Source organism: Bartonella sp. AC158YNML (genome assembly GCF_042196725.1).
Lineage (GTDB): Bacteria > Pseudomonadota > Alphaproteobacteria > Rhizobiales > Rhizobiaceae > Bartonella.
The window spans coordinates 1-21,818 of sequence record NZ_JBHIQU010000009.1 but is presented as its reverse complement, the minus strand read 5'-3'; the positions used below and the strand labels follow the sequence as shown (position 1 = coordinate 21,818).

The following is a 21,818-nucleotide window of genomic DNA, read 5'->3' as shown; positions in this document are numbered from 1 at the left end:
TTAAATTGTTGTGCTTTTCTTTCCTGCACGTTTTTTTGTAAAATTTTTCATTTTACTTTTCTTTGAACCAACAGATACATCGGGAGATGAAATTTTTAACTGTAATCTTTCTTTTTCGCCATTTGATTTTTCTGTCAATACGTGAACGATTCCACCATTGCGTAACTTTCCAAATAAAATTTCATCAGCTAATGGCTTTTTAATATATTCTTGTATAACACGCCCTAGTGGGCGTGCTCCCATCTGAGAATCATATCCTTTATTGGAAAGCCATAAAGTTGCAGAAGGGCTTAATTCAAAACCAATCCCCCGATCAGCTAATTGTGCTTCAAGCTGAAAAATAAATTTTTGCACTATCTGATTAATGATTAAGTGAGATAAAGGCGCAAACGGAATAATTGCATCTAATCGATTACGAAATTCTGGTGTAAAGAGTCGATTGATTGCTTCTATATCCTCACCATCACGATGTACTTTCCCAAATCCAATAGCTGATTTTGCCATATCTGAAGCACCAGCATTGGTTGTCATAATCAAAATAATATTGCGGAAATCAATTTTCTTGCCATTATGGTCTGTTAATCTACCATAATCCATTACCTGCAATAAAATATTAAATAACTCTGGATGTGCTTTCTCAATCTCATCGAGCAAGAGAACTGCGTGAGGTTTCTGATCAACTGAATCGGTAAGGAGACCACCTTGATCAAATCCTATATAACCTGGAGGTGCTCCGATTAAGCGCGCTACCGTATGCCGTTCCATATATTCTGACATATCAAAACGCAATAATTTAATGCCTAAAGATGAGGCAAGCTGTTTTGCAACTTCAGTTTTTCCTACACCTGTTGGTCCTGAAAATAAATAACTTCCTATCGGTTTATCTGGTTCGCGTAAACCTGCTCTCGCCAATTTAATTGACGAAACTAATACGGAAATTGCCTGATCCTGCCCATAGACAACCTGCTTGAGCTCTTTTTCAAGCTTACTCAGTGTCTTTTGATCGTCCCGAGAAACTGTTTTTGGTGGAATCCTTGCAATTTTAGCAACAGTCGCTTCAATTTCTTTAACACCTATACTCTTTTTGCGCTGTTTTTGTGGCAAGAGCTTTTGTGCTGCGCCACTTTCATCAATAATATCAATTGCTTTGTCAGGTAACCTACGATCAATTATATAACGTGAAGATAATTCTACAGATGCTTTCATCGCCTGATCTGTATATTTAATCTGATGAAAATCTTCAAAATAAGGCTTCATCCCCTGCAAAATCTTAATCGCATCTGTAACAGAAGGTTCATTAATATCAATCTTCTGAAAACGACGCTCTAAAGCACGATCTTGTTCAAAGAATTTGCGATATTCTCTATAAGTCGTCGAACCAATACATCGCATAGTTCCAGAAGATAATACAGGTTTCAAAAGATTTGCTGCATCCATATTTCCCCCTAATGTCGCTCCTGCTCCAATTAAGGTATGAATTTCATCAATAAATAAAATAGCATCTGGATATAGCTCAAACTCTTTAATAACTTGCTTTAAGCGTTCTTCAAAATCACCTCGATAACGTGTACCAGCAACAAGCCCCCCCATATCAAGAGAAAATATTGTTGCATTTGATAAAACTTCAGGCACCTGCCCATCAACAATGCGCTTTGCCAATCCCTCAATTATAGCGGTTTTCCCCACTCCAGGATCACCAACCAAAAGCGGATTGTTTTTTGACCTGCGACATAAAATCTGAATCATGCGTGAAATTTCTATTTCACGGCCAATTAATAAATCAATTTTCCCATTACGTGCTTTACAATTGAGATCAACACAATAACTCGTTAAAGCACTTGTTACCCTTTCATTATTGTCCGAAATCTGCTGATCTAATTGCTCTTCAAGTCCTTCAAGTAACATAGATAATCCATCATCACGCGTGATACCATGTGAAATAAAACGTACAGCGTCATAGCGTGTCATTCCCATCTCTTGAAGAAAATATGCTGCATGGCTTTCGCGTTCAGAAAAAATTGCCACAAGAACATTTGCTCCCGATACTTCATCTTTTCCAGCAGATTGAGCATGGATCACCGCGCGTTGTATAACACGCTGGAAAAAATCTGTAGGCTTTGTATCCTCATCAGCTCTAATCTGTTCATCTAGCTCTGAGCGAAGATAATTGGTTAAGCGCTCTCGTAATTCTTCTACATCTACTTGGCATGCCTGAATAACGGAATTTGCATCAGCATCATCTAACAGGGCAAGGAGAAGATGCTCTAATGTTGCATATTCATGTCGTGTTTGAGTGGCAATTGTTAATGCACGATGCAAAACCTCTTCAAGACTAGGTGTAAAAGATGGCATAATTCCTCACTTCTGTTCCATTACACACTGTAACGGATGTTCATTTTGACGTGCACATTCCCTCACTTGTACTATTTTCATTTCAGCGACTTCATAAGTATAGGTTCCACATTCGCTTATCCCATTGTGATGAACATTTAACATAATCCGTGTTGCTTCTTCGAAACTTTTTTAAAAAAGTTCTTCAAAATGAAAACAACAAAATCCATAGGTGTGTAATCATCATTGAGTAAAAAAACGCGATATAATTTAGGTTTTTGGAGTTTTGCTCTAGCCTTAGGTATTACAACCGCACCATACCTACCTTCCTCCCAATTTTTGCCCTTTTCATAATGCATAATATGAGGTATAGAGTCCACGGTGAGCGTTTGTTCCATGATCGTTTTCCATGCAGCGTATTTTTTATCAATTTTAAGTTCTTTCATAATTATTGCAATACCTGTTTTATAAGAAAAAAACTTCCCCCCTATGGTTAGATTTAAGTCACTCATAAAATAACTTCTGTAAACAAATTAGTAATACCATTCGTCTAAACTGCATCAACAAATTACAGAAAAGGAAGCTTTATAGAGTTTTTTTAGGATAAATGGAGAAATAGGATACTGCAAGTGTATATTAACTATCAAAAAATTATGCGCTGCTATAAAAAAATAGCAATCTCTTTTGTTATGTTAGCTTTTTCTCACTGTTGGGCATCAGCTACACCTCAAGGAGCCTATCCTGATAAGTATGCTGCTATTGTTATAGATGCCACTACAGGAAAAACTCTATTTCAAGCCAATGCAACATTGAAGCGTTACCCTGCTTCTTTAACAAAAATGATGACATTATACCTCCTCTTTGAAGCTATGCAGATGCGTCGGGTAACACCAAATACACCAATTCCTGTTTCACATTATGCTGCAATGCGTCCACCGACAAAAATTGGATTTAAAGCAGGTCAAACAATTTCTGCAGAAGCAGCAGCTAAAGCACTCATTACAAGATCGGCAAATGATGTTGCTGCTGCCATTGCAGAGTATCTTGGGGGTAGTGAGAAAAAATTCGCTCAAATGATGACAGCAAAAGCTCGTAAACTTGGTATGAAACATACACGTTTCGCAAATGCTTCAGGGCTTCCAGACGTGCACAATTATTCTACCGCACGAGATATAGCCACTTTGTCATTAGCCTTAAGGAAAAATTTTCCAAAACAATATAAATTGTTTAGAATAAAAAGTTTTAATTTCCGTGGGCATACGATTAACAGCCACAATAAACTCGTAAAAATAATGAAAGGTGTCGATGGGATTAAAACAGGATACACACAAATGTCAGGTTCTAATTTAGCAACTTCGATGCGTCTTGAGGGGCGTTCTATCGTCGCTGTTGTTATGGGAGGTAAATCATCTATTGCACGTGATGAGCATATGGCTAGCTTATTAAATCAATATTTGCCAAAAGCAAGCCAAATGAAAAGTGGTGAACGTTTGACCTCTATACACTATCACTTACCCACTGGCGCAAATACCCCTATACCGACCATTAAAGCTGTGCCAAGTAATTTTGATGATGAAGTTTCGACTATGTTAACAGCATTTGCAGAACAACCTAAAAATTCCAATATAGCAATAACTGCTGTAAATAAAGTAATTATACCAATACCTAACCCTCAAAAAGCTATACCGGTTGAGGCACATAAAATTGTAACGGCTTCTTTGTCCACAAACGCCGGATGGGCTATCCAAATTGGTTCCCTGCTCAATCAAGAACAAGCAAAAATTCTGCTTTTAAAAGCAAAAAATATAGCTTTTTCTGCTTTAAAGGATGCATCTTCACATATGCAACTGTTTGAAAAAAATGGGCAGCGTTATTACCGAGCACGATTTACGGGGTTTCAATCAAAAAAATCTGCTTTTGATGCTTGTTCTACATTAAAGAAAGCAAATTTTAACTGCTATACTGTAGTCTACTAAAAGTTTTTGAATTCTGCGTTAGGATAGTATTATGACAGATAATGCTTTTGCTGCATTCCATGAAAATGAAATCTTATTGAAGCAATCATCCTTCCTTTCATTGCGTTCTCTTCACGATGCTGCTGCAAGACTTACTGGTTTAAAATATAATTCAACTGCATTAGATACACAATCTCTTGTTAATCTTCTTATTTGTCAAATAATGCGTAATCGTCGTCTCACAATGCCTCCTGTACGCATTCATTTACGCGTTGCAAGTCAAACTGGTAATGTGCCTATTAAAATCTGTCTAGGAGCAACAAATATTTAACTCTACAGGGTATCTCTCAAAAAATTATTGTATTATTATCTAGAATTTTAAAAATCCTTTGATAGTCGTGCTTTTTTCTCAAGTCGGAGGAATTGTTCTAACGGCTTTTCCAACTATCCCTAGAGACACCTTCAAGCTTCCAATCAAACCATTTTTTAGAGCACAAAAATACCAGATATTTCTTCACTTTTTGATTTAATATCAAAAATTATCCTTCATAACGCTTCAATGCACCCTATAACATAAACGCTGTACAAATTTCCTAAGCTTTTTAAACTCCAACACGCAAAGCAATTTTAAAATACAAATACTATCGATGAAAAAACGTAAAAACGCCTTTTATAAAGAGTCTTAAGTCCCAAGAGTTTTCGTTATAACATTGAGAGCTGAAAAAAGAATGATAGTGCTCGTTTTGCTCCCTTTATAAATAAAGATGCTTATGCTCTATAGACTTTATACCATTCATAGAAACTTTACATTATACTATTTATATGTACCGTTGTGAAATAGATTTCAGATTGAGAGAGGTTTCTTTTCAAGATATTTTTTCACCATACCAGATGCCCAAAAGATCTTCATTTCTAAAAAACTAAAATCTTTAAAGCTCTCTTGCATCTCATCATAATAGTTCAGGTTTAAAACAAATTTACCTTAGATACCAAGGCATAATCTTCTCTTACTTAAAAGATATTTCTATGAAAACTTTTAAAGGCCATAAAACCTAGAAAAAAAGTAATGGCAGGTTGACCACTAATTTTACTTGACGCTTTTTTATTTTTCCAAATTAGACTGCTTTTCCCTTTCAGAGACAAATTAAACAGATAGAAGCAATACTCTCCCTCCAATCTTGCACGCAAAAAGCCACGACTCATTAAAAAGCACTGAACCCATCTCAAATTTATCTCAAGCATGCTGCTGAATTTAAATTTGAATGTTGATTTATCAGTAATAAAAAATATAAGCTTTATCAGGAAAAAAAGGCCATCCCTCTCACAATAGTTCAGTTATGGATTGAAGAGTGTCCAGCTCTTAACAAGATATTGCATTGACTGCGAGGCCACCTTTACTTGTTTCTTTATAGCGTTCACTCATATCATGACCAGTCTGGCGCATTGTTTCTATACAAGCGTCAAGAGAAACAAAATGATTTCCATTACCATGTAATGCAAGAGAAGAAGCCGTTACCGCCTTAACAGCCCCCATTGCATTACGCTCAATACAAGGAACTTGTACAAGACCTGCAACAGGATCACACGTCATTCCTAAATGATGTTCAAGCGCAATTTCCGCTGCATTTTCAATTTGAGCTGGTGTTCCACCTAACGCCGCGGTTAACCCTGCTGCAGCCATTGAAGATGCCGTTCCAACTTCACCTTGACACCCAACTTCTGCACCAGAAATAGAGGCATTATGTTTGATAACACCGCCAATAGCTGCTGCCGTTAATAGAAAATTATGTATTCCCTTTCGATCTGAACCATCATTAAACTGAAGATAGTAACGCAAAACGGCTGGGACAACACCAGCAGCCCCATTTGTTGGTGCTGTAACAACACGACCACCTGCTGCATTTTCCTCATTGACTGCTATAGCATATACCGAAAGCCAATCATTTGCCCAAAGTGGATAATTGCAATTTTTCTTTTGATTTTCCAAAAGCGTATCATGCAGCTTTTTAGCACGCCTTGGAATATGTAATCCACCAGGCAACTCACCTTCTTGTGAAAGACCTCTATTAATGCAATTTGTCATCGCTGAAAAAATTTCATCAAGCCCAGCATCAAGAGAAGAACGCTCTATTTTTATTTCTTCATTTAAGCGCTTCATTTCAGCAATTGAAAGTCCTGATTTTTCTGCCATTGATAACATTGTACGAGCAGAATCAAATGGATATGGCACCTCAGACACTTCTGATTCTATATTACCATTCATGTGTCTTAATTCATCCTCAGTTACAATAAAGCCACCACCAATAGAATAATAAATCTGCCGCAAAAGAACATTCCCATCAGTATCAAGCCCTTCAAATGCTAGTCCATTCGTATGACCAGGGAGGTTTTTCTTTCGTTCAAAAATAAGATCACGTTGCAAATCAAACTGATAAACGGGATGGCCTTCTGGTTGCACTTTTTTTTCACGTATAACTTTTTCTAACAGGAATCCCATGTCATCAGGATCAACAGTAGAAGCTTTTTCTCCTAAAAGTCCTAATATGATAGCTCTATCTGTCGCATGACCAATACCTGTGAAAGCTAAAGAACCATAAAGATAAACACGTATACGAGAAACTTGAATATCAGATAACTGAGAAAAATCTCTTATCCTTTGCAAAAACATATTAGCCGCAGTCATCGGCCCCATCGTATGTGAGCTAGAAGGACCAATACCAATTTTAAAAAGTTCAAAAACAGATAAAAACACATACCACCTCAAAACTCCAACATGGTCTGAGTATACGCTTTTCTATAACGTTTGTCCCGTTTAAAATCAAATTGCGAGATAGAGTAAAAAAATGACAGCAATAAACACGAATGTTGCTCGACTTGCTACCACCCAACACCCTCTTTCTATAGTGCTTTCCATTAGCCAACCTTCAAAACGAACAATGCCCTTAGAGTCACCTCTCTATCAATGTTGCGAACGTAGTAAAATAAGTGTTAATATGCAACATCATGATTTAATAAGAATGAAAAATTTCTACCAAGCATATTTTTCATAATGCACTAAGTTCTTCAAAGTATATGCTTAATGATATAAAATATTTTATGGACATGCTTCAATGAAACGTACAAAGTTTTCTAACGGTTCTCGTTCTGTCTCAAAATTGTTTTCTGGAGCACTCATATCGCGATAACCAAGTGCCATACCACAGATAATATTCCGATCAGAAGGTACAGATAAAAGCGTACGAATCTGTTTATGATAATCAGCAAAAGCTGCTTGGGGACAGGTATCCAATCCAAATCCACGTGCTGCTAACATAATGGTCTGCATAAACATACCCAAATCAAGCCAACTCCCTATTTCCATGTCGTGATCCATTGTAAATAAGAGTCCTACAGGTGCATCAAAAAATAAAAAATTTCGTGCTTTTTGATGAAGCATTTTTTCTTCATCTCCTTTTTTTATTCCAAGACTCTGATAAAGTTCCAAACCAACTTTTCTACGCCTTGAAATATAAGGCTCACGCCACTGACGTGGATAATAATTATATTCACGCTCCCCTTTTACACCCGAAAGAACAAGTTGTGAAAGCTCTTGCCCTACTTTCTGTAATACACTTCCCGTAAGCACAATCACTTGCCATGGCTGAATATTGGTTCCAGATGGTGCACGTGCTGCAAGTGTTAAGATTTTTTTGATTGTTTCCAAACTAACTGGCTGGTTGGTAAAAGCTCGAATTGACTTTCGCGACAAAATAGATTGAAAAACACTAATAGAAGAAACTGCCATTGTCTTTTCTTTCTCTATGAAAAATATTTTTTTTCCTATCAAGGACAATATAGTGTGAAAATACCTTTTCTACTTTTTCACACCCTCTATTTCTTCAAATGATTTACACATTTCACGCAGTGTCAAAAAATCCCATTAGAAATACTGATGGCTATCTCTTTTAATAGAAAAGAAATTTCCTAAAAGCAGATGAAATAAATCTCACAATCAACGATTAACCCCCAACTCTGCTAAGCTCTCAAAAAAAGTCTCCTCAATGTGTTCTAAATCCTGTAGAAGATCATCAATATCACGTTGCATCTTCTTTAAATCAGATCGTTTTTTATTAATTCCTGCAATTAATTTCTTAAGTTTTTTCTCATCATCAGGTGGTTTTCCAACCATAGCCAACATATCAGATATTTCAGACAACGAAAATTTAACTCTTTTAGCACGCAGTATTTGTTTTAATTTATGACGATCCGTTTGTGTATAAAGCCGTGTACTTCCACGCCGGAAAGGGACAAGAAGTCCCTCTTCTTCATAATAACGCAAAGTTCGAGCTGTTATTGAAAACTCACGTGTCAACTCTCCAATTGAATAATATTCGTACATTTTATCATTCTGTCTTTATAGATCACATTATTATAAGAAATATGTCTATTTTTATAAAAATTTAGTCAGCACTCTATCCTTTCCTGCATTCTAAAATATGAAGAAATACATTCTTGTCAAATAAGTATTATACAGTAAAAAATTAATTATTTTTTTAGATGACAGGAAAGATTGCTAATCATCTATTATAAGGCCTTTTAAATCTTTATAGAAGATATCCAATCAAAAATTTTCCTAAAATTCGAAATTAGTCGTTATTTAACTTACATATAAGCTACTCTTTTTCTTGGAATACGGCTTTTTGACTTCATGTATCTTGAAAAAAATTTCTATACTGTCCTCAAAAATAAAAAAACTTTAAAATGACGCAATAAAAAAAATCAGTATCATTATCAAATAATAAACTACTCAGAATGTTTGAAACGACTACAACCTTATAATTGTTATTATTATATTTTTCAGGAAAAATATGCAATTTCTGCATCTTGAGATAAAAAACGTCTGAAATTTCTATTCAGACGCTTTTATAGTATGTGGATGTTGTATTTAAACTATTTAGCAACTGCCTCAGTTGTCATATTTGTCAACATAGCTTTAGCCACTTCGTTATTACTAGACTTACGCTGCTCATCTACTATCAGATCATCACGAACTGCAGCAATACGACGGATTTGAGAAATCGTACCACCTGTACCTGCTGGAATAAGACGACCGACAATAACGTTCTCTTTGAGTCCTTGCAAAGTATCAATTTTACCAGAAACTGCTGCTTCAGTAAGAACACGCGTTGTCTCCTGAAATGATGCCGCCGAAATGAAAGAAGGCGTTTGAAGAGAAGCTTTTGTAATTCCAAGAAGAATGGGATTACCAGATGCGGGTTTCTTCCCTTCTGCAATCAAATTATCATTGATTTCATCAAGTTCAATACGATCAACGTTATCACCTGGAATATAACCAGAATCTCCAGATTCAGTAATTTCAACTTTTTGCAACATTTGACGAACAATCACTTCAATGTGCTTGTCATTAATAAGAACCCCTTGCAAACGATAAACCTCCTGAATCTCATTAACAAGGTAAGATGCCAAAGCTTCAACACCCTTAATCGCCAAAATATCATGAGGAGCTGGATTTCCATCAAGGATATAATCCCCCTTTTCAATTTGATCGCCTTCTTGGAAGTGAAACAACTTACCTTTTGGAATCAAATATTCTACTGCCTCAAGAGTCTCATCATTTGGTTCAATAATAATACGACGTTTATTCTTATAACCACGGCCAAATCGAATTGTACCACTTACTTCAGCAATAATCGCATGATCCTTTGGACGACGTGCTTCAAACAGCTCAGCCACACGAGGCAAACCACCGGTAATATCTTTCGTCTTGGCACTTTCCATTGGTAAACGAGCAATAACATCACCCGCCTTAACATGAGCACCAAGCTCAACAGAAAGAATAGTTTCCGCTGACATCATATAACGGGCTTCACCTCCTTTATACAATTTAGCAATGGATTCACCTTCTTTATTTTCATGGATAATAATGGCTGGTTTGAGATCCGCACCACGTGGATTAGCGCGCCAATCAATCACCAAACGCTTCGTAATACCCGTAGATTCATCAGCTGTTTCAGTGACAGATAAACCATCAACCATATCTTCAAAACCCACATAGCCTTCAACTTCTGTTAAAACCGGACGCGTATAAGGATCCCATTCTGCTATACGCTGGCCACGTTTAACCATATCACCATCATCAACAAAAATATGTGCACCATAGCTAACACGATGCACAACGCGCTCTTTTCCTAACTCATCCTTGATAAGGATAGCCATATTACGCCCCATAACAACCAAATGGCCTTCAGAATTGCGAACCACATTACGATTACGAATCTCCACCGTACCTTCATAGGATGCTTCTAAATAGGATGAATCAACAACCTGCGCAGTTCCTCCTAAGTGAAAAGTACGCATAGTAAGCTGCGTTCCCGGCTCACCAATGGATTGAGCAGCAATAACACCAACAGCTTCTCCCTGATTAACAGGTGTTCCACGCGCCAAATCTCGACCATAGCATTTCGCACAAACACCAAGACGTGTTTCACACGTTAAAGCAGAACGAATTTGAACTGACTGAATTCCGGCTTCTTCAATCTTTGCGACATCAGCTTCTTCAATCATTGCCCCCCCTTCAAGAATAACCTCACCAGAGACGGGATGCAAAATATCCACAAGCGCTGTACGACCAAGAATTCTTTGCCCAAGAGAGGCAACAATTTGTCCTGCATCAACAATGGGCTGCATGGTAAGCCCTTTTGCTGTACCACAATCAACTGCTGAAATAATAGCATCCTGAGCAACATCAACAAGACGCCGCGTGAGATAACCGGAGTTGGCAGTCTTTAACGCAGTATCAGCAAGTCCTTTACGCGCACCGTGAGTTGAGTTGAAGTACTCGTTAACCGTCAGACCTTCCTTAAAATTTGAAATAATGGGGGTTTCAATAATTTCACCGGATGGTTTTGCCATTAATCCACGCATACCAGCCAATTGTCTCATCTGGTTAGCAGAACCACGTGCACCAGAGTGCGACATCATATAAATCGAATTCATTGGCCGTTGACGACCTGTTTTAGGATCAAAATCGATGGCTTGAATACGTTTCATCATTTCATCTGCGACGCGATCTGTACATTTACCCCAAGCATCTACAACCTTATTGTATTTTTCACCTTGTGTAATCAAACCATCATTATATTGCTGTTCATATTCCTTAGCCAAAGCTTCTGTTTCCGCAACTAAACGCGACTTGCTATCAGGAATAACCATATCATCTTTACCGAATGAAATTCCTGCACGACACGCATAAGAAAAGCCAAGCTGCATAATACGGTCACAAAAAATAACCGTCTCTTTTTGTCCACAGTGCCGATAAACATGATCAATCATTTTGGAAATATTCTTTTTCGTCATTTCTTGATTGACAATATCAAAAGAAATATTCGGATTTCTTGGCAAAAGCTCACCGATAATCAAACGACCAGGTGTCGTATCATAAAGTTTAGAAACTTCCTTTCCATCCTTACCGATATCCTTAACACGGCCTTTAATCTTCGTATGAAGCGTTACAACCTTATTTTCCAAAGCATAATGAAGCTCACCTATATCAGAAAAAGCCATTCCCTCACCTGGTTCTTTTTCAGAAACAATCGAAAGATAATAAAGACCAAGAACCATATCCTGTGATGGAACAATAATGGGGGCTCCATTAGCTGGATGAAGAATATTATTGGTTGACATCATTAAAACACGGGCTTCAAGCTGTGCTTCAAGAGAAAGCGGAACGTGAACCGCCATCTGATCTCCATCAAAATCTGCATTAAAAGCAGTGCACACCAGCGGATGAAGCTGGATAGCTTTTCCTTCAATCAAGATAGGTTCAAAAGCCTGAATCCCCAAGCGGTGCAATGTTGGCGCACGATTGAGCAAAACAGGATGTTCACGAATAACCTCATCCAAGATATCCCAAACTTCTGGATGCTCCTTTTCAACAAGCTTTTTTGCTTGTTTTACAGTTGAGGAATATCCCTTCGCATCAAGGCGCGCATAAATAAATGGCTTAAATAATTCAAGAGCCATTTTTTTAGGAAGACCACATTGATGTAATTTTAATTCAGGACCTGTCACGATAACAGAACGTCCCGAGTAATCAACACGCTTTCCAAGTAAGTTTTGACGAAAACGCCCTTGCTTACCCTTTAACATATCTGAAAGAGATTTTAACGGACGTTTATTGGCTCCAGTAATCACACGCCCGCGCCGTCCATTATCAAACAATGCATCAACAGCTTCTTGCACCATACGCTTTTCATTGCGCACGATAATTCCAGGAGCACGCAATTCAATAAGCCGTTTCAAGCGGTTATTACGATTAATAACACGTCGATAAAGATCATTCAGATCTGATGTCGCAAAACGCCCACCATCAAGTGGAACCAATGGACGTAAATCCGGTGGAATAACCGGAATTGTTTTCATAATCATCCACTCTGGCTTATTCCCAGATTCAAGAAAATTTTCAACGATCTTAAGTCGTTTAATCAATTTTTTCTGCTTTAACTCTGAAGTCGTTTCAGCTAATTCGAGACGCAAATCATTGGCAATTTTATCTAACTCCATACCAGCTAAAAGCTCGTAAATAGCTTCAGCGCCAATCATAGCTGTAAATTGATCTTCTCCAAACTCATCAATAGCAAGCATATATTCTTCTTCAGAAAGAAGCTGGTAGAGCTTAAGAGATGTCAACCCTGGTTCAGTTACAATATAATTCTCAAAATAAAGAACCCGCTCAATATCTTTTAAAGTCAAATCTAAAAGTGTAGAAATACGACCTGGTAATGATTTAAGAAACCATATATGCGCAACAGGCGCCGCAAGCTCAATATGCCCCATACGCTCACGACGTACGCGCGAAAGAGTAACCTCTACACCACATTTTTCACAAATAATGCCCTTATATTTCATGCGTTTATATTTGCCACATAAACATTCATAGTCCTTAATAGGGCCAAATATACGTGCACAAAAAAGACCATCACGCTCTGGTTTAAAAGTCCGATAATTAATCGTCTCAGGCTTCTTAATCTCACCATACGACCAGGACAAAATTTTCTCAGGACTTGCAATAGAAATACGAATAGAGTCAAATGTCTGCGCTGGCGCTTGAGGATTGAAAAGATTCATGACCTCGTGGTTCATGCTGTTCTCCTTCAAAGATTCTTAGAACCTGTTGTAATATCTCATTTATTTTATAACAGATCTTCTTTAAAATACATTTATTTTTAAAAATGATCTGCAGTATCTTAATAAGGTTTTGAACCTTTTAAAATTAATCAGAGCGCAGCCTTTTTCCAGCGCGCTCCTTGAATTATTGTTCTGCTGTGTCAGACAATACGCGCTGTGCAATAAGTTCACGCGCATCATCAAGCTCCACATTAAGAGCGAGTGAACGCATTTCTTTCACCAACACATTAAAGCTCTCAGGTATACCTGCCTCAAATGTATCATCACCACGTACAATCGCTTCATAGACCTTCGTCCGACCAGCTACATCATCCGATTTTACTGTTAGCATCTCCTGCAAAGTGTATGCAGCACCATAAGCTTCAAGTGCCCAAACCTCCATTTCACCAAAACGCTGACCACCAAATTGTGCCTTACCTCCTAATGGCTGCTGCGTAACAAGTGAATAAGGACCAATAGAACGTGCATGAATCTTATCATCAACAAGGTGATGCAATTTCAACATGTAAATATACCCCACCGTTACTGGACGATCAAAAGGCTCTCCCGTACGACCATCATAAAGTGTAACCTGCCCTGAACTATCTAATCCTGCGTCTTCCAGCATCATGTTAATATCTGATTCATGTGCTCCATCAAAAACAGGTGTTGCAATTGAAACCCCTTTCTTCATCTGTAAAGCCAATTTGTAAAGGCTTTCATTATCATACTGACGGACTGGCTCATTATGATTATCATCAGGCATAAGGTTTTCAATACGTTGGCGCAAAGGAAGTATATCCCCAGTTTCTTGATATAATTCTAACAAATCGCCAATCTTCTTACCCATCCCGGCACATGCCCAACCAAGGTGCGTCTCAAGAATTTGTCCAACATTCATACGACTAGGCACACCAAGTGGATTCAAGACGATATCAGCATGGGATCCATCTTCAAGAAAAGGCATATCTTCTATGGGAAGAATACGTGAGACAACACCCTTATTCCCATGACGCCCCGCCATCTTATCACCTGGTTGGATTTTGCGTTTCACAGCCACAAAAACCTTCACCATTTTCATGACACCAGGAGGCATTTCATCACCTCTTTGGACTTTTTCAACCTTATCCATAAAGCGACGCTGTAATGCTTCTTTTGATTCATCATATTGCTTACGCAAAGCTTCAATTTCATTTTGAAGCTTTTCATCCTCAACAGCAAATTGCCACCACTGGGATCGTGGATAATGCCCCATTACCGCGCTATCAAGCTTTTTGCTACCCGAAAAGCCTTTTGGACCTTCTACAGCAACTTTACCTGTCAACATATCGGTGAGGCGCGCATAAACATTGCGATCAAGAATAGATTGTTCATCATCACGATCTTTTGCTAAACGCTCAATTTCTTCACGCTCAATTGCCATAGCACGTTCATCTTTTTCCACACCATGGCGATTAAAAACCCGAACTTCAACAACAGTACCAAAAGTCCCAGGTGGCATACGCATAGAAGTATCACGAACATCGGATGCCTTTTCCCCAAAAATTGCACGCAGAAGCTTTTCTTCCGGCGTCATAGGACTTTCACCCTTTGGTGTAATCTTTCCAACTAAAATATCACCTGGTTGAACTTCAGCACCAATATAAACAATGCCAGCTTCATCAAGATTTCTTAACGCCTCTTCCGCAACATTAGGAATATCACGCGTAATTTCTTCTGGACCAAGTTTTGTATCACGTGCTGCAACTTCAAATTCCTCAATATGAATCGAAGTAAAGACATCATCAGCAACAATGCGCTCAGATAACAAAATGGAATCTTCGTAATTGTATCCATTCCAAGGCATAAAGGCTACAAGAACATTCCGCCCAAGAGCTAAATCACCAAGATCCGTGGATGGACCATCTGCAATGATATCACCCTTCTCTACCCTATCACCGACATGCACAAGAGGACGCTGATTAATACAAGTGGACTGATTAGAACGCTGAAATTTTTGTAAGCGGTAAATATCAACACCTGATTTTGAAGGATCTAAATCTTCTGTTGCACGGATAACAATACGGGTCGCATCAACCTGATCAACAATACCACTACGTTTTGCACTCACAGCAGCTCCTGAATCGCGTGCAACAACGGATTCCATTCCCGTACCAACAAAAGGTGCCTCAGCGCGTACAAGAGGAACTGCCTGACGCTGCATGTTCGATCCCATCAACGCACGATTCGCATCATCATTTTCCAAAAACGGAATAAGCGCTGCTGCAACTGAAACCAACTGTTTTGGTGAAACATCCATCAAATCAACATGATCGCGTGGCGCCATTAAAACTTCACCCGCATGACGGCAAACAACAAACTCTTCTATAAAGCGGCCTTCACTATCTAATGAAGAATTAGCTTGAGCTACATAATGCTTTGCTTCTTCCATCGCAGAAAGATAAATAACTTCTTTTGTGACTTTACCATCAATAATTTTTCGATATGGGCTTTCAATAAAGCCATATTTGTTAACCCGAGCAAAGGTTGCTAAGGAGTTAATCAGACCAATATTCGGGCCTTCTGGTGTTTCAATCGGGCAAATTCGACCATAATGCGTAGGATGGACGTCACGAACTTCAAAACCCGCACGTTCACGAGTCAAACCACCTGGACCAAGAGCAGAAAGACGGCGTTTATGGGTAATTTCCGACAATGGATTGGTTTGATCCATAAACTGCGACAATTGTGAAGACCCAAAAAACTCACGAACTGCTGCTGCTGCAGGCTTTGCATTGATCAAATCCTGCGGCATAACTGTATCAATTTCAACCGATGACATACGCTCTTTTATCGCACGTTCCATACGAAGAAGACCAACGCGATATTGATTTTCCATCAACTCCCCAACGGAACGAACGCGACGATTGCCAAGATTATCAATATCATCAATTTCACCACGACCATCACGCAATTCAACCAACATCTTAACAACAGCAAGAATATCCTCTTGACGTAAAATGCGAACTGTATCTGGACAATCAAGATCCATACGCAAATTCATCTTAACACGTCCAACAGCTGAAAGATCATAACGCTCTGGATCAAAAAACAAAGAATGGAACATTGCTTCTGCTGTATCGATTGTTGGAGGCTCTCCTGGACGCATTACTCGGTAAATATCAAACAACGCATCCTGCCGACTTTCATTTTTATCCACCTTTAAAGTGTTGCGGATATATGCTCCAATATTCATGTGATCAATATCAAGAATATTGATTTGATCAGCACTAACATCAAGCAAAATTTTCAATACTTTTTCGTCAATTTCATCACCAGCTTCAAGGTAGATTTCACCTGTTTCGTAATTGACGATATCTTCGGCCAGATAACAACCTAATAAATCATCTTCGCTAACTTTAACCGCCTTGAGACCTTTTTCTTCTAAAGACTTCGCAGTACGAACTGTTAGCTTTTTACCAGCCTCAGCAACAACTTCACCACTATCTGCATCGATAAGATCAGAAATAAGCTTCATTCCTTTAAAGCGATCAACAGAATAAGGAACACGCCATCCTTGTCCATCACGCTCATAAGTCACTTTATCATAAAACGTTGACAAAATATCCGACGCATCCATACCTAAGGCCATCAAAAGACTGGTAACAGGAATCTTGCGCCGTCGATCAATACGCGCATAAATGATATCTTTAGCATCAAACTCAATGTCAAGCCAAGAACCACGATATGGAATAACACGAGCAGCAAAAAGAAGCTTTCCCGATGAATGCGACTTCCCTTTATCATGATCAAAAAAGACACCAGGAGAACGGTGCATCTGGGAAACAATAACACGCTCTGTACCATTAACGATAAAGGTACCATTCGTCGTCATTAAAGGCATATCGCCCATATAAACGCCCTGCTCTTTAATGTCTTTGATATCTTTGGAGCCAGTATCCTCATCAACATCAAAAACAATCAAACGTAATATGACCTTTAATGGTGCAGCATAAGTTAAATCACGTTGGCGACATTCTTCAACATCAAATTTCGGTAAATCAAATTCATAACCAACAAACTCAAGCATAGCTGTACCGGAGAAATCTGAAATAGGAAATACCGATTTAAAAACAGCCTGCAAACCTTCATCTGGTCGCCCACCTTCCGGTTCCTCAACCATGAGAAACTGATCATATGACGCTTTTTGAACCTCAATAAGATTCGGCATTTCTGCCACTTCAGGAATCTTACCAAAAAATTTACGTACCCGCTTACGACCATTGAATTGAGACATCATTGCAAGAGTCTGAGCCATCATCGCTCCTTGATCTTTACTGTTCAAGGTAGACCAACCTTGAAAGCCTTATATCATTAACCTGCATATGCAGACCAGTTCACTTGACACCCAATAATGAGCATCATTAACTTTCCCCACCAACATAAGCCATTTATCTCTTTGACTCTATGATGACAGGATGAGTAATCAAAACCTATCCCATTATTATGACAAAACCGTTGGGACAAGGTTTTCTACTCACGATTTTCTTTCTTTATTAAAAGAAAGAAAATCGGCGAACATAAATGTTCGCCAATAAAATTAAATTTACTTAAGTTCAACTTTAGCACCAGCAGCTTCAAGTTGGGATTTAATTTTCTCTGCCTCTTCTTTAGAAGCACCTTCTTTAATAGGCTTGGGTGCTCCTTCAACCAGATCTTTAGCTTCTTTAAGACCAAGTCCAGTAAGAGCACGAACTTCCTTAATAACATTAATTTTTTGTGCGCCACCCTCAACAAGAATAACATCAAATTCTGTTTTTTCTTCAGCAGCTGGAGCAGCAGCACCAGCAACAGCAGCAACAGCAACAGGAGCAGCAGCAGAAACTCCCCACTTTTCTTCAAGTAACTTAGAAAGCTCAGCAGCTTCCAAAAGGGTTAGATTAGAAAGGTCTTCTACGATCTTCTCTAGATCAGCCATTTTTAAATTCCTTCAATTAAAAGATTTGAACCATTATTAAAACTTATCCAAAAAAATAGAAAAGCATTAAAGCTTTTCCATAAACATGAATACAAACAGCCTTAAGCCGCCTTATCCTCCTGAGCATATGCTCCAATGACACGTGCAACCTGACCAGCAGGAGCATTAACAACCTGTGCAATACGGGTCGCAGGGGTAGAAATCATACCCACAAGTTTTGCACGCAACTCGTTTAATGAAGGCAATGAAGCCAATGACTTCACAGCATCTACACTTAAACTTGTTGCACCCATTGAACCGCCAAGGATGACAAATTTGTCATTGCTTTTTGCAAAATCAACAGCAACTTTCGGTGCTGTGATTGGATCTTCTGAATAAGCAATAAGTGTTTGTCCAGCAAACAAATCCACTATCGATTCAGATTCCGTGCCCTGAAGAGCGATTTTAGCAAGACGGTTTTTGGCGACTTTAACGGCACCGCCAGCTTCACCCATTTTCGAACGCAAATCGTTCATTTGTGAAACTGTCAGACCGGAATAATGTGCAACAACAACAGAACCAGACTTCCGAAAAGCCTCGTTAAGCCATGTAACAAATTCGCGTTTTTCCGCTCTATTCACTGTCTCTCTCCATTTAACAGATCTGCTTAAAACAAACCTGTTGGTTACCTTTGATAACATAAAATATTTCATGTCACCGATGAGGATCCTGTCCCCTTTTTCACGCACAGCGCTCAAAGGCAACCCTGGCTCAAACCCTTTAAGTCTTTTAACTCTCAGTTTTTACCCCAGTCTCATGCAGGCTTTTTTTGATTAAGATACTTAAAAGTATCACCTACAATCTCGGACAGGATATTCCGGAATTTCTTCCGGTACAACCTAAGCTCTATAAAGCTTAGATAGCTAAATACCGACCAAAACCAGCATTTAAAATACAATTTTGATGTTCACATACCCCAAAACAAAATTATAAATCAGCTTATACTGTCTCTGAACGAACTGTTGCTGGATCAACTTTAACACCAATCCCCATAGTCGAAGAAACAGCAACGCGCTTAATATACTCACCTTTTGCACCTTGCGGTTTAGCTTTAATAACTGCACTTGCAAAGGCTTTTATATTTTCTACGATTTTTTCAACACCAAAAGAAGCCTTACCAATACCAGCATGCACAATACCGGCTTTTTCAACACGAAACTCAACAGCACCACCCTTAGACGCTTTGACAGCACCAGCAACATCAAGTGTTACAGTACCAACTTTGGGATTGGGCATCAAACTCCGTGGACCAAGAATCTTACCAAGACGACCAACAAGAGGCATCATGTCTGGTGTTGCAATACAACGATCAAAGTCAATCGCCCCCCTATTAATGCTTTCAAACAAATCTTCAGCACCCACAATATCAGCTCCTGCCACCTTAGCTTCCTCAGCCTTATCCCCACGAGCAAAAACGGCAACACGGATATTTCTTCCTGTTCCATTAGGCAAATGAGCAACACCTCGAACCATTTGATCAGCATGACGAGGATCAACACCCAAGTTCATTGAAATTTCGATTGTTTCATCAAATTTAGCAACGGCACGCTCCTTAACCATTAAAACAGCATCTTTTAAAGCATAAAGTTCACTAAAATCGATATCTTTTCGGATATTTTTTATTCTCTTTGCTACTTTTGCCATAATACTAGCCCACCACTTCCAAACCCATCGAGCGAGCAGAACCTTCAACCATACGCATCGCTGCCTCAATGTCATTTGCATTAAGATCTTTCATCTTTGATTCCGCAATCGAACGAATTTTATCGCGAGAAATGCTTCCTACAGACACTTTACCAGGCTCTTTTGAGCCAGATTTCAGGTTTGCTTCCTTCTTTAAAAAGAATGATACAGGAGGCGTCTTGAGAGAAAATGTGAAAGATTTATCTTGGTAATACGTAATAACAACTGGAATCGGTGCCCCCTTTTCCATTTCTTGTGTCGCTGCATTAAACGCCTTACAAAATTCCATGATATTAATACCACGCTGCCCAAGAGCAGGACCAATCGGTGGAGATGGAGTAGCAGCTCCTGCAGGGACCTGCAACTTGAGCTGACCTATACTTTTTTTTGCCATAACAATCTGCCTTCAATTTCACTGGTATACGGACAATTTATTTTGCCTGCTACCCGCTGCAGTTACGTGGTTCGGATCATTAAGCCGACAAAAGCTATAAATCACCTCCCACTCCTTACTTAAAGTAATTAAAATTACTCTAAGTTTAATCAGAGTTTTTCAACCTGACCAAATTCTAAATCAACAGGCGTAGGACGCCCAAAAATAAGAACTTCAACCTTAAGACGAGAGCGCTCTTCTTCAACCTCTTGAACAATTCCATTAAATGAAACAAAAGGACCATCAGCAACGCGAACTTGTTCACCAACCTCAAACAACACAGAGGACTTTGGAGAATCAACACCCTCCTGAACTTGTTTGAGAATCTTTTCAACCTCTCGATCAGAAATAGGAACAGGACGCGCATCCGACCCTAAAAAACCTGTCACTTTAGGAGTATTCTTAATAAGATGATAAACTTCATCTGTTAATTCAGCACAAACAAGAACATAACCAGGAAAAAATTTTCGCTCAGTATCAACTTTGCGTCCACGACGGACTTCTACAACACGCTCTGTTGGAACAAAAATTTTTTCAAATAGATGATCAAGTCCTTTCTGCTTTGCTTCCTTATCAATAGCTTCCGCTACTTTCTTTTCAAAATTTGAATATGCCTGAACAATATACCAACGAGCTGCCACAGTCACACTTCCTTACATTCTCAACTAAAAAGATATTTCAGAAGATCAATAACCCGCCAAACACCAAAATGCATAACCTGATCCACAATAAAAAAGAAAGCTGAAGCCAATGCAGTTACCAACAAAACCATAATAGTAGAAATAACCGTCTCACGACGTGTAGGCCATTTCACTTTAACTGTTTCTGCATAAACCTGCTTCATAAAGGTAATCGGATTGGTTCTAGATGCCATCGTCACACTACTCTCTCTCGCCCTATTGTGTTTTATACAACAAAATAAATAGAAAAAAATGCAAAAGCCAACTTCCAGACTTACGCAATTTTCTTACTTTCTATTCAATACAGTTTCATACACAAAAAAACAAGCCCCATATAAAAAAAAGCAAAAAAAGCAGAAAAATCTACTAACTCATATCTGAATCCTATTCCCCTTTGGCAGGGGCAGCAGGACTTGAACCCGCGACCTGCGGTTTTGGAGACCGCCGCTCTACCAACTGAGCTATACCCCTAATTCTTAAAACTAAAATACCTTTAACAAGCACTCAACAAGCATTATTTATTCAATGATCTTAGAGACGATACCGGCACCAACAGTACGACCACCTTCACGAAT

14 protein-coding genes, 1 tRNA gene and 1 pseudogene are annotated in these 21,818 nt (G+C 38.7%); 2 read left to right on the top strand and 14 right to left on the bottom strand.

Annotation, left to right across the window (positions count from 1 at the left end):
• Together clpA and clpS are read right to left on the bottom strand one after the other, a co-directional pair.
• On the bottom strand, nucleotides 1-2,352 hold the full coding sequence (gene clpA / locus ACFIM1_RS06305) for an ATP-dependent Clp protease ATP-binding subunit ClpA (RefSeq protein WP_375609514.1): 2,352 nt from the start codon (nucleotides 2,350-2,352) through the stop codon (nucleotides 1-3).
• 6 nt (nucleotides 2,353-2,358) lie between these two features.
• Nucleotides 2,359-2,729: pseudogene (gene clpS, locus ACFIM1_RS06300) on the bottom strand (ATP-dependent Clp protease adapter ClpS).
• Between the two features lie 231 nt (nucleotides 2,730-2,960).
• Here clpS and ACFIM1_RS06295 point away from each other — a divergent pair.
• Nucleotides 2,961-4,307 carry a serine hydrolase gene (locus tag ACFIM1_RS06295; RefSeq protein ID WP_375609515.1) on the top strand — a complete coding sequence of 449 codons (1,347 nt, stop codon included), beginning with the start codon at nucleotides 2,961-2,963 and terminating at the stop codon, nucleotides 4,305-4,307.
• Nucleotides 4,308-4,338: 31 nt separating this feature from the next.
• Nucleotides 4,339-4,617, top strand: a complete 279-nt coding sequence (locus tag ACFIM1_RS06290; RefSeq protein WP_375608526.1) for a hypothetical protein — start codon at nucleotides 4,339-4,341, stop codon at nucleotides 4,615-4,617.
• Nucleotides 4,618-5,646: 1,029 nt separating this feature from the next.
• On the opposite strand, the gene ACFIM1_RS06285 is transcribed toward ACFIM1_RS06290, so the two are convergent.
• The 12 genes from ACFIM1_RS06285 to ACFIM1_RS06230 all read right to left on the bottom strand — a co-directional run bounded on the left by ACFIM1_RS06285 (nucleotide 5,647) and on the right by ACFIM1_RS06230 (nucleotide 21,714).
• Nucleotides 5,647-7,038: an L-serine ammonia-lyase gene (locus ACFIM1_RS06285; RefSeq protein WP_375608525.1), complete on the bottom strand. Its 1,392-nt coding sequence runs from the start codon at nucleotides 7,036-7,038 to the stop codon at nucleotides 5,647-5,649.
• Nucleotides 7,039-7,380: 342 nt separating this feature from the next.
• The gene (locus tag ACFIM1_RS06280; RefSeq protein WP_375608524.1) at nucleotides 7,381-8,070 is read right to left on the bottom strand and encodes a nitroreductase; all 690 of its coding nucleotides are present in this window, start codon (nucleotides 8,068-8,070) and stop codon (nucleotides 7,381-7,383) included.
• Between the two features lie 207 nt (nucleotides 8,071-8,277).
• Nucleotides 8,278-8,664, bottom strand: coding sequence for a MerR family DNA-binding transcriptional regulator (locus tag ACFIM1_RS06275; protein ID WP_375608523.1), 387 nt, complete (start codon nucleotides 8,662-8,664; stop codon nucleotides 8,278-8,280).
• Nucleotides 8,665-9,215: 551 nt separating this feature from the next.
• Nucleotides 9,216-13,427: a DNA-directed RNA polymerase subunit beta' gene (rpoC, locus tag ACFIM1_RS06270; protein ID WP_375608522.1), complete on the bottom strand. Its 4,212-nt coding sequence runs from the start codon at nucleotides 13,425-13,427 to the stop codon at nucleotides 9,216-9,218.
• Between the two features lie 169 nt (nucleotides 13,428-13,596).
• Complete coding sequence (rpoB, locus tag ACFIM1_RS06265; RefSeq protein ID WP_375609517.1) at nucleotides 13,597-17,748, bottom strand: DNA-directed RNA polymerase subunit beta; 4,152 nt, start codon at nucleotides 17,746-17,748, stop codon at nucleotides 13,597-13,599.
• A 288-nt stretch (nucleotides 17,749-18,036) separates the two neighbouring features.
• Nucleotides 18,037-18,408, bottom strand: coding sequence for a 50S ribosomal protein L7/L12 (gene rplL, locus ACFIM1_RS06260; protein ID WP_012755028.1), 372 nt, complete (start codon nucleotides 18,406-18,408; stop codon nucleotides 18,037-18,039).
• Nucleotides 18,409-18,509: 101 nt separating this feature from the next.
• A complete protein-coding gene (gene rplJ / locus ACFIM1_RS06255) occupies nucleotides 18,510-19,028 on the bottom strand; it encodes a 50S ribosomal protein L10 (RefSeq protein WP_375608521.1) in 519 nt (172 codons plus the stop codon).
• A gap of 358 nt (nucleotides 19,029-19,386) precedes the next feature.
• Nucleotides 19,387-20,091, bottom strand: a complete 705-nt coding sequence (gene rplA, locus ACFIM1_RS06250; RefSeq protein ID WP_375609516.1) for a 50S ribosomal protein L1 — start codon at nucleotides 20,089-20,091, stop codon at nucleotides 19,387-19,389.
• 4 nt (nucleotides 20,092-20,095) lie between these two features.
• Complete coding sequence (rplK, locus tag ACFIM1_RS06245) at nucleotides 20,096-20,524, bottom strand: 50S ribosomal protein L11 (protein WP_273723157.1); 429 nt, start codon at nucleotides 20,522-20,524, stop codon at nucleotides 20,096-20,098.
• A 149-nt stretch (nucleotides 20,525-20,673) separates the two neighbouring features.
• On the bottom strand, nucleotides 20,674-21,204 hold the full coding sequence (nusG, locus tag ACFIM1_RS06240) for a transcription termination/antitermination protein NusG (protein WP_375608519.1): 531 nt from the start codon (nucleotides 21,202-21,204) through the stop codon (nucleotides 20,674-20,676).
• A 20-nt stretch (nucleotides 21,205-21,224) separates the two neighbouring features.
• Entirely contained in the window at nucleotides 21,225-21,437 is a 213-nt protein-coding gene (gene secE, locus ACFIM1_RS06235) for a preprotein translocase subunit SecE (protein WP_375608518.1), read from the bottom strand.
• Nucleotides 21,438-21,638: 201 nt separating this feature from the next.
• A tRNA-Trp gene (locus ACFIM1_RS06230) sits at nucleotides 21,639-21,714 on the bottom strand.
• Between the last annotated feature and the right edge of the window lie 104 nt (nucleotides 21,715-21,818).